This window comes from Priestia sp. D3YE.R1, from assembly GCF_049199565.1.
Lineage (GTDB): Bacteria > Bacillota > Bacilli > Bacillales > Bacillaceae_H > Priestia > Priestia aryabhattai.
In genome coordinates this window covers 558,697-571,941 of sequence record NZ_JBLTHW010000002.1, presented here as the reverse complement: position 1 = coordinate 571,941, position 13,245 = coordinate 558,697, and the positions used below count along the sequence as shown (strand labels likewise).

13 protein-coding genes are annotated in these 13,245 nt (G+C 40.9%); 2 read left to right on the top strand and 11 right to left on the bottom strand.

Annotated features, from left to right (window positions below; translation table 11 throughout):
• Positions 1 to 39: 39 nt before the first annotated feature.
• The 4 genes from ACOZIR_RS15080 to ACOZIR_RS15065 form a co-directional block, all read right to left on the bottom strand.
• Positions 40 to 177, bottom strand: coding sequence for a hypothetical protein (locus ACOZIR_RS15080; protein ID WP_169746671.1), 138 nt, complete (start codon positions 175 to 177; stop codon positions 40 to 42).
• A gap of 100 nt (positions 178 to 277) precedes the next feature.
• A complete protein-coding gene (locus tag ACOZIR_RS15075) occupies positions 278 to 736 on the bottom strand; it encodes a VOC family protein (RefSeq protein ID WP_328120827.1) in 459 nt (152 codons plus the stop codon).
• A 263-nt stretch (positions 737 to 999) separates the two neighbouring features.
• Positions 1,000 to 1,863 carry a GRP family sugar transporter gene (locus tag ACOZIR_RS15070; RefSeq protein WP_014461163.1) on the bottom strand — a complete coding sequence of 288 codons (864 nt, stop codon included), beginning with the start codon at positions 1,861 to 1,863 and terminating at the stop codon, positions 1,000 to 1,002.
• A gap of 363 nt (positions 1,864 to 2,226) precedes the next feature.
• Positions 2,227 to 3,204, bottom strand: a complete 978-nt coding sequence (locus ACOZIR_RS15065) for a carbohydrate kinase family protein (RefSeq protein ID WP_016763311.1) — start codon at positions 3,202 to 3,204, stop codon at positions 2,227 to 2,229.
• A 455-nt stretch (positions 3,205 to 3,659) separates the two neighbouring features.
• Here ACOZIR_RS15065 and ACOZIR_RS15060 point away from each other — a divergent pair, with 455 nt between their 5' ends.
• Complete coding sequence (locus ACOZIR_RS15060; RefSeq protein ID WP_014461165.1) at positions 3,660 to 3,986, top strand: cyclic-phosphate processing receiver domain-containing protein; 327 nt, start codon at positions 3,660 to 3,662, stop codon at positions 3,984 to 3,986.
• A gap of 217 nt (positions 3,987 to 4,203) precedes the next feature.
• Here ACOZIR_RS15060 and ACOZIR_RS15055 read toward each other — a convergent pair whose 3' ends face one another.
• The 5 genes from ACOZIR_RS15055 to ACOZIR_RS15035 form a co-directional block, all read right to left on the bottom strand.
• Complete coding sequence (locus ACOZIR_RS15055; RefSeq protein WP_080890195.1) at positions 4,204 to 5,040, bottom strand: formate/nitrite transporter family protein; 837 nt, start codon at positions 5,038 to 5,040, stop codon at positions 4,204 to 4,206.
• Positions 5,041 to 5,064: 24 nt separating this feature from the next.
• Complete coding sequence (gene cobA, locus ACOZIR_RS15050; RefSeq protein ID WP_045293082.1) at positions 5,065 to 5,835, bottom strand: uroporphyrinogen-III C-methyltransferase; 771 nt, start codon at positions 5,833 to 5,835, stop codon at positions 5,065 to 5,067.
• Positions 5,836 to 5,905: 70 nt separating this feature from the next.
• Positions 5,906 to 6,232, bottom strand: coding sequence for a nitrite reductase small subunit NirD (gene nirD, locus ACOZIR_RS15045; protein WP_013055862.1), 327 nt, complete (start codon positions 6,230 to 6,232; stop codon positions 5,906 to 5,908).
• 18 nt (positions 6,233 to 6,250) lie between these two features.
• On the bottom strand, positions 6,251 to 8,665 hold the full coding sequence (gene nirB / locus ACOZIR_RS15040) for a nitrite reductase large subunit NirB (protein WP_045293084.1): 2,415 nt from the start codon (positions 8,663 to 8,665) through the stop codon (positions 6,251 to 6,253).
• Positions 8,666 to 9,393: 728 nt separating this feature from the next.
• On the bottom strand, positions 9,394 to 10,140 hold the full coding sequence (locus ACOZIR_RS15035) for an SGNH/GDSL hydrolase family protein (RefSeq protein ID WP_328120824.1): 747 nt from the start codon (positions 10,138 to 10,140) through the stop codon (positions 9,394 to 9,396).
• Positions 10,141 to 10,608: 468 nt separating this feature from the next.
• Between ACOZIR_RS15035 and ACOZIR_RS15030 the strand changes: the two genes are divergently transcribed.
• Positions 10,609 to 11,100, top strand: coding sequence for a sigma-70 family RNA polymerase sigma factor (locus ACOZIR_RS15030; protein ID WP_257041167.1), 492 nt, complete (start codon positions 10,609 to 10,611; stop codon positions 11,098 to 11,100).
• 100 nt (positions 11,101 to 11,200) lie between these two features.
• On the opposite strand, the gene ACOZIR_RS15025 is transcribed toward ACOZIR_RS15030, so the two are convergent.
• A complete protein-coding gene (locus ACOZIR_RS15025; protein WP_230931995.1) occupies positions 11,201 to 11,680 on the bottom strand; it encodes a competence protein ComK in 480 nt (159 codons plus the stop codon).
• A gap of 139 nt (positions 11,681 to 11,819) precedes the next feature.
• A complete protein-coding gene (locus ACOZIR_RS15020; protein ID WP_013055857.1) occupies positions 11,820 to 13,178 on the bottom strand; it encodes a gluconate:H+ symporter in 1,359 nt (452 codons plus the stop codon).
• Positions 13,179 to 13,245: the final 67 nt, after the last annotated feature.

The window sequence follows — 13,245 nt, the reverse complement described above, 5'->3', positions numbered from 1 at the left end:
AAGACGAACAAATGGGATACACGAGCTCATATAGATCGCTTATGACACCGCAGTTAATTTCCATGCAAGGCTTCGCTTTCCGCGGGCGGCCGCTGAGCCTCCTCGTCGCTTGCGCTCCTGCGGGGTCTCACCTGTTTCGCTTTTCCCGCAGGAGTCTACGCCTTGCCCTCCAATCAACTGCTAGAAGGAACAAAACAGATCAAACCTACGTTTACCATAACTAAAAAAACGAACCGCTAATCAAACATTTTGATCAATGGTTCGTTTTTCACTTGAGCTAGAATAATTTCGTCTTGGACTCTTTGTTCCATTCACTTAAATAGGGAAAATCCTTAGATACGACAGGCTTATCATTCAAAAGCGTAATCAACTCCAAGCGGTTGCCGTCAGGATCATTAAAATACACGCACGCCGCTGGCATCCACGTATGAACAATCGGCTCTGTTTGCGGTTTTCCAAACGACGTTTCTTCCGGTTCAATTCCTTTTGAACGCAGCCATGTTAATGCTTCATGAATATCTGCTGCTTCAATTCCAAAAGCAAAATGACTTCTTTTCAGCTCTTTTTCGTCTGTTTCCCAAAGCCCGAGCATCTGCTTTTGTTCCCCAATAAAGAAAAAAGCACAGCGCCGCTCTTCAATTTTATGAACAAACGTCAGCCCAAGACGTCTATAAAACTCAATTGAATTCTCCAAACTCCGTACCTGTACATGCGTCTCATAAATACTCTTAATCATAGCCTCTCCTCCATCCTTTTCTACTACTATAAGCCATCTCACACCGAACAGCTTCCTAACAAAGAATGAAAAACATTCCGCCTTAAGAATGAGAAACCCTCAACAGGAACATACAGCTTTGAAATTCAGAAGAGCACTAAGGTTTTGATCTTGACTTTGACTAAGGTTTTGAGGCTACCCCGCAAGGGGTGCCTCAAAACCTTAGGTCTAAAAAAACCCCCATGGCTGCACTTTAGCCATGGGGGTTTTTCTACATCGATACATTAAGCATGGGCTTTTGCGAGGCCGATACAAATACCGCCTGAAATAATCAGCACACTCGCAAGAGATACATAGAATAATTGACGCTTTGTTTTCTTTTCTCCCAAGAAGACAATACCGCCAAAGATAGAAATAACAATACCCATTTGCGATAATGAAAAGCTTGTTGCTACGCCTAGTCTTGATTGAGATAAGAATAAGAACATGTTTCCAGATGCCCAAATTAGACCTGGTAAGATATTACGAATCGTATATTTGTTAAATGGCTTATGTTTGTATGTAATGATTAAACCGCCAATTAACATACCAATTGCTTGCGGGAATAGTGCTGCCCATGCGTCTACGTTGAAAATACGTGCGATAACGACGTAAACTAAGAATCCAAGACTTGAAATGATAAGAGTGATAACTCCTTTTTTCGTTTGTCCCGGAGTCCCTTGTGCTCCTTCTTTTTTACCGTCTAATGAAGAAAGCACAACGCCTGCTAGTATTAAAAGAATCGCAATAGATCCAAGTACAATCGTTTGAAGCGTTGACCATTCTTTAAATACAATAACACCAAAAAGAGCTGTTGATACTAATTGCATACCCGTTGAAATCGGCATTGACTTTGAAACCCCAAGGTATGGAACACTTTTAAACTGATTGCTTTGACCTACTGACCAGAACAAACCTGAAACAATTCCGACAATAACAAGCGTTGGCGTTAACACTGGCTGAACAATCATAAACTGAACAAATGAAAGAATTAAAGCTCCAATAATTGTTCCAAGCGTTTGACTGTAAGGTCCACCGCCCATCTTCATACTAACTAAAATCATGCTTCCCCACGCAACGGAAGGAAGAACACCTAGCAAAATATCCATCTTTCTCTTAACCTACTTTCCTATTTCTAATCTATGTACATCGTATGTAACGACCTGCTGCTTTTCTTTCACCAAGGGCTACGCGCTCGCTTATTCCCCCTTGAATATCCCCCCAAATGTTCTACATCGATAAATATATAACGTTTTCATAAATGGTGGTAAAACTGCTACTTTTTGCTGCTCGTATTATACTAACACGAACATTTATCGTTTAGCTAGAAATTTTTTTGATTATTTTTTAAAAACAGAAAAAAATTTTTTCTTCTTGCTCCGCAGCTCGCTTCTTCCTCTTATGTGATCTGCAATCAGCAGAAACGAGCGCCTCTGCTGATTGAAAATAAGAAGAGATAAAGCCTTTTCATTTTAGTTAGCTACAGGCTTACAAAATTGCTCTACTACTTCTTTGGCTGGAATGGAACTGATTGCACCTTTTCCAGTTGTCGTTAAGGCACCGCTTGCATTGGCAAAGCGCAAAATAGCATCGTGGTCTGAGTCAAGAATAGCCGTTAAGTTTTCTTGTGACACATCGCGGCTTAATAGCTGATAAAGGAATCCGCCAATAAACGCATCTCCTGCACCTGTTGTATCAACAACTGCTACTTTGTAACCGTTTGATTCATAGACAGCTTCTTTTGTATAAAGCGTTGCGCCTTCTGCACCTTTTGTGAACACAACTACTTGAACGTCACCTGTAAATAGAGACTGAATCGCTTGCTGTTCATCTTCAATTCCTGTGATAAACGCTAGCTCGTCGTCTGAAATTTTGACAATGTGCGCTTGAGGAATAAATTCTAAAATTGTTTGACGGCATAGCTCATGATCTTTCCACAGCGGAAGACGTACATTTGGATCAAAGCTGATAACTCCGCCTTTTTCTTTCATGCTTTTAATCGCTTTCATATGAGCGTATTTCATAGGGCTTTCAACTAAATCAACCGAACAGAAATGAAGAACATCGTTGCTTGCAAACCAATCAGGGTTAATTTCGTCTTCTGTTAGCAATAAATCTGCTGAAGGATTACGATAGAAGCTGAAATCTCTTTCTCCGTCTTCACGCAGAGAAACGAAAGCTAAAGCTGTGTTTGCTTCTTCTGTACGATAGACCATATCAGTACCTACTCCTACTTCACGAAGCGTATCTACTAGAAAGTCTCCAAACGCATCTTCTCCAACTTTTGTAATAAGCGCTGACTCATTACCGTATGTAGCAACAACTGCTGCAACGTTTGCCGGCGCTCCGCCTGGCACACGCGTAAACGATTCCACTTCTTTCAATTGAAGACCTTTTTGAGCTGGAATCATATCAATTAATACTTCACCGATACTAAATAACTTACCCATTCTATTCACCTTACTTTTCTTTTTTGTCATATTGTCATACTATGTTCCAAAAAATCCTTAAATCAAATTATACGTCCCAAACATCTTTTTCGTAAAGAGAAATTTCCAATTTATTTTAAAAAAATCGCAAATTATAGTTTTTTTCTGACAATCTTTTATGGGTCAAACCCCTTTCATCCCTTGTCAAATCTAGGATTAAAATGACTCTCTTACGCAAAGATCGCGGAATAAAAAAAGTTAATTTCCAGTTTAAACTGTTTATCTATTCATTTTTCGTTCGACATCTCTTTCCTTATTTCCTGTTTATTCGCCTCAGATATGCAAATAATGATAAAAATTCGTGTTTTTACCCCTATTTAAGAAGGAATGCAGGAAAATGTGTCGAATAGACTTAGGTAGGTATATGACATTATGTATGTTACACTAAATACAAGGCAAGGAAGGGAGAATCAGTCATGAAAATCAATGTTTTTCTAGACGACTATCGCAAATGCCCTGACGGTCATGTTTTAGCCGAAACGATTGACGAATGTATTGATCTGCTAAGATCATTCGATGTTGAACATTTGTCACTCGATCACGATTTACTCAGCAAGACACGGAATGGATTAATGCTCGTGCATTTTATGGTAAAACATCATTTATATGCCGACCGAATTACGATTCACTCCGCTAATCATTTAGGCAGCAAAGCAATGTACAACTGCTTTAAGGAAGCTCAAAAAGAGCATAAAATGCCAAACAACATTAAAATTCTAAGATGCCCTCTGCCTCTTCGATGATATCTGCACCCTCACATATTCATTTCAACAGAATCTGTCCGGATTCAATTCTCACAGACTTCCTGTTTCTATAAAATGAAGAACAATACTGCTTGTTCGATACGTATAGATGTGAATACGCTTTAAGCAGTTTATATTATATAGAAGAAACCGCTCTAAAATACCGTGATGATAGCTTTAAAAAGCAGACTATATGGTACAAAGAGCGGTTTTTTTGCTATTTAGAAAGTTTAGCAGAATCCAAGTCAGCTGAGAGAGAAGCCGGCTGCTTTTTAGCTTCTTTTAGCTGCCTAGCGTTCACAAACCAGTAGAGGCTTCCTACAAACACTCCTCCCCCTACGATGTTTCCGAGCGTAACAGGAATTAAATTATGAAATAGTCCAGCAGCCGAAATCGCATCTGGATGCGGAAGCAGTAAAGCTAGGCCAAGAAACGTCATATTTGCCACGCTGTGCTCGTATCCTGAAGCAACAAATGCAAAAAGCATCCAAAAAATAAGCATGATCTTTGCCGCATCGCTTTTAGTGCGCGAAGCCGTCCAAATCGCAAGACAAACAAGCCAGTTGCAAAGGATGCCGCGGAAAAATAATTCACTAACCGGCAAATTCATTTTTTTAGCTGCCAGCGTCATGAGTAAATGGTTCGGTTCAATTCCTTTAAACAAACCGGTTCCGGTAATTAACAAACAAAGCCCAAACGCACCTATCGCATTTCCGATAAAACACCACGTCCAGTTTTTGAACGTATCTTTCCATGTCGTGACTCCTGATAACGTACTGACCGTATAAACCATATGATTCCCCGTAAACAATTCAGCTCCTGCAAATACGACAAGCAAGAGAGCAACAGCAAATGATAACCCCATCACAAGAGAAACGACCGGTAAAGAAGCAGAAGCTAAAGGCGCTCCTACCGATAGAGCTAATATAACGCCAAGTCCCACGTAAGCACCCGCAAGCACAGCTAACAGCAAATAACTCGGCAAATAATCATTGACAAGCTTCGTTTTTTCACGGGCTAACTCATTCATTGACTGCAGTGAATTCTTAAGCAAAAACGTTCCCTCCTTTTATTCATCTTAGACGCATACTTTTTCTTCTGATTTTTCCAAAAACCAAGAAAGAGCAGAAGCTTGCTTCACCACTTCACCAATCACAATCATCGCAGGATTGCTCACTTGCTGCTCCGCAGCCGTGTCTATAATAGTGCCAAGCGTGCCTATAACCGTGCGCTGATAAACCGACGTGCCTTGTTCAATAAGAGCGACCGGCGTATCTGCGCTTTTCCCCGCCTCTAAAAGCTGACGGCAAATATACGGCAAGTTTTTAACGCCCATGTAAATCGCAAGCGTATCAACACCTTTTGCTAAATGCTCCCAGCGAATACTTTCCGGCTTGCCGCTCAAACAGTGTCCCGTCACAACCGCAAACGAACGGCTGAGCTCACGATGCGTCACAGGAATTCCAGCATAGGCCGGTGCCGCGATGCCTGCTGTAATACCTGGAACGACTTCAAACGGAATTCCGTTTTGAACGAGCACTTCTGCTTCTTCCCCGCCTCTTCCGAAAATAAACGGATCTCCGCCTTTTAACCGCACAACGGTGTTTCCTTTTCTTGCGTAGAATACAAGCAAATCATGAATATCGTCTTGAGAAACGCAGTGATCACCAGGCTTTTTCCCGCAGTAGACGAGTTCGGCTCCTTCTTTTGCATACTGAAGAAGAACAGGGTTCACTAGTCGGTCATATAAAATAACATCTGCTTTTTCTAAACATTTGGCTGCTTTTATCGTTAGTAAATCTGGATCTCCTGGTCCGGCTCCTACAATGTACACTTTTCCTGTCCGCATTTTGCTTCGCTCCTTTTAGTGTGTCCCCTTGAATTTTTATGGCGCGTTGAAAATCAACGCGCCTCGTTACTTATTCTTCAATTAAAAGATACAGCAAATCTCCTTCAACAGACGCTTCGTACGTGTCTACACAGCCGCTGTCAGGCTCTTGTACGTTGCCGTCATGCAGGCAAATTTTCCAGTCGTGCATCGGACAGAACACCGAGTCGCCGCTCACGATTCCTTCACTTAGCACCCCGCCTTTATGCGGACAGCGGTTTTCAATTGCCCGTATTTTTCCGCTTGATAGCTTAAACACCGCAATTTCTTTTCCGTTTACTTTCACTGTTTTACCCAGGCTTACCGGAAAATCATGAATCGACCCTACGCATACTTTTGTAATGTTTTTATTCACCATCTTTATTTCCCCCCAGCATTATGATGTGACAACTGTTTCGAACAGCTCTTTTTTCGTTTTTTTGCTTTCGACGATTTCTTTCCAAGGATCACGGTACGTAGATAACGCTTCGTCCATACGCATATTCAGCTCTCTTCTCGTCTCCGCGTCATCAAGCACTGATTGAATGTGTGAAAGTCCCATGCGCTCAATCCATGCAGACGTACGCTCTAAGTAATTAGCCGTTTCTCGGTAATACTGTAAATACGCTCCTGTGATGTCCATCAATTCTTCGTCTGTTTTTACTTTATACAACAAATCTCCGCCGCGAAGATGCGTACCTCCATTTCCGCCCACGTAAATTTCCCAGCCGCCGTCAATTCCAATAAAGCCAATATCTTTAATACCTGACTCAGCGCAGCTTCTCGGACAAGCAGATACAGCCATTTTCACTTTATGAGGCGTCCATAGTCCTTCAAATTTTTTCTCAAGCGCAATCCCAACGCCCATTGAATCCTGCGTGCCAAAACGGCAAAACTGTTCGCCGACGCATGTTTTCACCGTGCGCAGCGACTTGCCGTACGCATAGCCAGAAGGCATATCTAATTCTTCCCATACGCTAGGCAAATCTTCTTTTTTAACACCAAACAAGTCAAGACGCTGACCACCCGTCACTTTTACGAGCGGAATTTCATATTTATCAACAACATCTGCAATTTTTCGTAAATCTTCTGCATTTGTGACGCCTCCGTACATGCGAGGAACAACAGAATACGTGCCGTCTTTTTGAATATTCGCGTGCATGCGTTCATTCACAAATCGTGATTCGCGTTCATCAACGTATCCGGTTGGATTCACCATACCTAAATAATAGTTTAGCGCCGGGCGGCATTTCGAACAGCCTTCTTCATTGTTCCAGCCGAGTACATTCATAACTTCACGCGTATGCGAAAGGCCTTTTGCTTTGATTTCTTCGACAACTTCATCTCGTGACAGAGTCGTACAGCCGCAAATCGCTTCTTTTTGAGCCGTAGCGTCAAAGTCAGCGCCAAGAGTATGCTGAAGCACTTCCGCTACAAGCGGTTTACATCCTCCGCAAGAACGAGAGGCACTTGTACAAGCTTTGATTTCATCAACCGATGAGCATCCTTGTTTTTGGATAGCTTCCACAATCGTACCTTTTGTTACGCCGTTACAGCCGCAAATAATATCATCCGCGCTCATGCTTGCTACTAAACTTTCACCCGCGTTACCGCCAGATGGCTGTAAAATCGACACTTTTGCGACATCTGATACGTCTTCTTGCTTTTGAATCATTGAAAACAGTCGATTTCCGTCGCTGCTGTCTCCAAAAAGAACGGCTCCTACGATTTGATTGCCTCGCAGAACAAGCTTTTTATAAATGCCGTCTTGTTCATCGAACACTTTGATCGCTTTTTTCTCTTCATCTTCCATGAAGTCGCCTGCCGAAAACACTTCAACACCTGATACTTTTAGCTGCGTTGATAAAACCGATCCTTCATAAGGCACTTTTTCTGCCCCGCAAATCGCTTTGGCTAATGCTTTTCCTTGTTCATACAGAGGTGCTACTAGCCCGTATACCATTCCTCTATGCTCTGCACATTCTCCGACAGCGTAGATGTTTGGGATATCCGTTTGCATATAATCATCCACGACAATTCCTCGATTTACGTTAAGTCCCGCTTCTTTTGCAAGCTGAACATTTGGTTTAATTCCAACCGCCATTACGACTAAATCAGCTTCTAAAAACGTACCGTCTTTAAAAGATAATCCTTCAACTCGTTCATTGCCGACGATTTCCGCCGTTTGTTTTTCAAGCAAAAACTTCATGCCTTGTTTTTCTAATTCGTTTTGAAGCAATTTGCCGGCTGTTGGATCGAGCTGACGTTCCATTAAATACGGAGCTAAATGAATGACAGATACGTCCATCCCTAGATTTAACAGTCCCCGCGCCGCTTCTAGCCCAAGCAGTCCGCCTCCAATAACCGCTGCTTTTTTATACTGCTGAGATGCCTGCAGCATTTCATCCGTGTCTTTTATATCTCGAAAAGCCGTAACTCCTTTTTTATCTGATCCTGGAATCGGAAGAATAAAAGGAAGAGAGCCCGTTGCTAAAATTAATTCATCATATGATTCTACTCTGCCGCTGTTTGTCGCTACTTCTTTTTTTACTGAATCGATACTAGTAACCGTTTCCCCCGTATATAATGTAATATTGTTTTCTTGATACCAGTTCCAATCGTTTAACGTAATGTCTTCAACATTCGTATCTCCTTGCAGCACTTTTGATAGTAAAATACGATTATAGTTCGGATGCGGCTCGCTTCCGAAAATCGTAATCTCAAACGCTTCGTTTGAAACCTTCAATACTTCTTCAACCGCTCGAACTCCAGCCATTCCATTTCCAATCAATACGAGTTTCTTTTTTTGCATCTTCCATTCCTCCCCTGGCGTCTATACCTGCTTGTTTCAAAGATATATTTTCTATGCATCTTTAAAGATATACTTAAGATATATGAATTTTCTGAATCGTTCAACTTATGTGTCAGATTATCTAACACAGTTACGGTATGTATGCGATTCCATTACTTTAACAGCAAGAAAAAAAATAAGTGGTCTAATTACGTTTTAATTTAGATCATCCTTTGCATTTTATTTTGTGATGTTTTTCACAACGTTAATGTAACAAGAATATGCAGCTTGGGCTATGATAAAAATCACTCCTATTAAAAATGAGCGATAGTTTGATCGTCTTGTTCTAAAGACTTGGGTTAGTATCTTATCATCTATCTTTTCATCAATATATAAATTGATTATCGCCTGTATCGCAGAACAAGCAATTCTAAATGTTTATATGTCAAAAATGACAATCCCAAAAAATTCTTTATAAAGAATTTTTTAGATAAACTGTTCTTTATAGTATTTACTATCCCTCTTGAGTTCTTTATAATGAAACAATAGAACTTTTATAAAGAACAGAATGGAGAATTGTAATGCCACTCGTAAACATCAAAAAGGTTTGGACCCCTTTAGAGATTTTTGGCTTTAAACTTTATAAGTGTAGAGATACCAAAAATTACTACTATAAAACGAGAAAAAGTCACAATCTAGCAAAATTGTAAAAAACAAGCCCTCTTTCTTTTGAAAGAGGGCTTATCTTTTTATTCTCCTGTAAACCAATTCACAACATATTCCCCCCACACCTCATTTCCTTTTTTCGTTAAATTGCCGCTGTCTTTATTTATATACTCTCCTAAATGAAACGGCCAAATGAGCGAGTGATTCATATAATATACCCAGTTTGCTTCAGATACTCCTCTGATCGCTTCTACCCCTTCTTCGTAGGACTCAGTTTGTGAAATATATGGCTGTGACGGCTGAATCATAAGGGTTTTCTTCAAGTCTTTAAGCTGATGAATCAGCTTGTCTGTATTTTCAAGCGTCTCATCTAGCGTAAGGTGCTGATAGTCATTTTTAAGAGGTGCTTCAAACAGAATAATGTTTGGCTGAAGTTGATCAATTTGATCGGCAATATGTGAGGATAAAAGCTCATCGGTTGTTTGGCTGCCGTATGAAAGTGTTTTGACCGTAAATACATCACGTCCATATGTAGCTGCTAGTTCTTTTTTTAACTGCTGAGGCCACTCTGCTTCCTTTGCGGATGTGGCAAGCACAAGAGTTAGAGGTTTTTTATTTGCGATAGATGACTGGATTTGTTTTGTGATAAAGTCTGGAAGATTTTTTGTATAAGCAGATACATCGGAAAACTGTTTTTCTTTATGTACAACAGCAGTTTTTACTTCACTTGCCTGCGCTTCCGTTTGCTCTTGCCAGTGCTGCGTCCCCGCATACATCACCGCCCCGCACAAAACAGCCGCCGCCACATTTACCCCAACCATCGCCTTCATTCAATCTCCCCTTTACCCGTTTTTAAAAACCAAATATATTCTGCCCACCCAACTTACATTCAATAGAATAAACAAAGAGACAAACACAAAAATACTCCACTGAATTTGCCCAAAAAGGTTCACCTAAGCGGCAGGCGCAAACCCGCAAGGGAGGGTGACTGCCGCTTAGGTCTAGCAACTCTACCATCACCGCTCTTTGGTGATGGTAGAGTTGCTACATCGATTGATATAAGAGTAATTATAGATTAGTAGAAATTGGAATGGGGGGCCTTTCGTACGTAAAATCTCTACAAATACACGTATACTTCGCATATTTCCTAGCGAAACGTGAAGTTTCCGGGGAAATTACGTCACGTTTCTTAAAAAGAAAACATAATGTACGCTCATTCGCGCATGTAATCTTTCTCTTGTACAGTAGAGATACCGGCGGAATACAGCAAAAACGCGTTTTTGAAAAAGGAATGCTGCATGCAAAAAAGCTCGTTTGATCAAATCGCTTCATCTTTTCATCCATTAATTGTGTCGATGATTAAAAAATTTCATATTTACAAAGACTACGACGAATATTATCAAATTGCGTTAATTGGTTTATGGAGAGCGTATCAAAAATTTGATGAAAACAAAGGCTCTTTTTCCGCTTATGCCTACACAACTGTACGCGGTACGATCCTTTCTCATCTAAAAGGCACCATTTTATACGAAGAACGTGAAACACCGGCTGAGCAAAACCTGCTTTCACTGAACGAAGATCCCGCTCTTCCCGTGCCGCTAGAAAGTGAAATCATCGAGCAGCATATCGAACACTTAACAGGGAGAGAAAAAATCTATGTACTCGAACATCTGCTAGAAGGCTACTCGTATAAAGATATTGCCTACAAATACGGAGTCTCCACGGGAGCCGTTAAAAACTGGGGAAAAGCAGCTCGCAAAAAACTAAAGGCCTCGCTTCTTCAGGAGTAAGAAAAGGAGGAAGCTTATGATAAGCTTCCTCCTTCCGTTCATATGTGTAGTCCAAACGATTGTTCATATGTAGGACAAGTTTATTCGATAAATCGAACGATTATGCCAAGACAACGGGACTTTCTAAACAGTAATTACGAATAACAGCCGCTCTGGCCAGCTTTTTTTCTAAACTATAATAAGAAAGCTTCACTGGAATGAACGTTCCATCTTTGAAGTGAATTAGCATGGAGGTTGGATCAACTGTAGCAAGCGTGTGTGAAGTATGAACATGAGAGGCAAAAATCCAAGCGCAGCTATAGTCATTTGGCGAAGATGTCGGAAACGCAATGATGGCTTGTGAACGATTAATAACAAGCGGCGTAAGCTGTTTGTACGGAAACATTTTTCGAACGGCGGCAATCGATCCCTTAAACGTACTTAATTCTCGAATACACGCTTCTTCTAATAATTGCTTACACGTCTTGCTTAGCATGTATTCTCCTGCTTCATCCAGCACCTTCGTTCGGTGCACAGAATCGTTCACTGGAATTAATGCTTTTGTCGTCAAACCAATTTGATACTTTTCGTCATTTGTCATACATCTACCCCCTTTGCTACTTTATAACTATTCTATACTATCGAAACGGGAAAAATCTAGTCTTTTTTTCTCATTATTTGAAATATTTTGAATATATTTTATATCAAAGAAAAAAGCGCTGAAACCAGCGCTTTTTTTCTTAGATGAAAATGTCTAAAATAAGAACCATTGCAAAAGCCGCAAATGATAGAATCGTTTCCATCACTGTCCACGTTTTTAACGTTTGAGCCACTGACATATTGAAGAATTCTTTGATTAACCAGAAGCCAGAATCATTTACGTGCGATAGCATCACAGAACCTGCGCCTGTTGCTAGTACTAACAGCTCCGGACTTACGTTTGGCATCGTTGCTGCAATTGGTGCGACAATACCTGCTGCTGTTGTCATTGCCACTGTTGCTGAACCAACTGCTGCACGAATTAACCCGGCAATCACAAACGCTAGCACGATAGGAGAAAGATGGGCATCTTGAGCAAATCCTGCAATCGCGTCACCTACACCGCTTGCTGTTAAAATTTTATTAAAACCGCCGCCTGCACCGATGATTAAAATGATCGAAGCAACGGGTCCAAGACATTCGTTTGTGAATTTTAATAGATCGTCTTTGTTGTATCCTCTTGCAAAACCGAACGAGTAAAAAGCAAATACCAATGAAATTAAAAGCGCAACGATTGGACTTCCGATAAAGTTTGTTACGTAGCGAATCGTACTTGTTTCTGGATAAACAAACCCAGTGATCGTTGCTAAAAGCATTAATAGTACCGGAAGTAGGATCGTAAATAATGTAATGCCGAAGCCAGGAAGATCTTTATGCTTCGACTCTGTGAACTGCTCCATAATTTCACCCGTTGGTTCTACGTGAACACGGCGTGAAATGAACGATCCGTAAATAGGACCCGCCACGGCTGCAGCTGGAAATGCTACAACTAATGAATACAAAATCGTTTTACCTAAATCTGCTTTAAAGATATCCACCGCTAGCATCGCTGCCGGATGCGGAGGTACCAAACTGTGAACAACGGCTAAACCGGCAATTAATGATAAACCAATTTTAATAAGTGACGTACCCGTATGCTTGGCAATTACAAACACAAGCGGAATTAATAACACAACGCCAACTTGGAAAAAGACCGGGATACCGCAAATAACGGCTACAACCATCATTGCCCAGTGTACGTTCTTTTCACCGAACACTTTAATTAACGTGCGGGCAATACGCTCGGCTCCGCCTGACTCTGCCATCATTTTACCTAACATCGTTCCAAGACCAAGAACAATCGCGATAAATCCTAAGACGCTCGCTACTCCTTCTTGGAAAGCCGTTACGATATCAGGCAGCTTCATTCCTGAAATAAGACCCATAAACAAAGCCGCAACAATTAGCGCTACGAACGGATTTGTTTTAAACTTAGCAATTAAAAAGATCAGTCCGACAATCGATACAATCGCATACAGCAAAAGACTTGCTTCATGACTTAATCCGAATACTGAATTCATATGTTCATCCCCTTAGTGTGACCATTTTTCATGTACGTACATCCAAATAATGTATACGCTTTCAAAT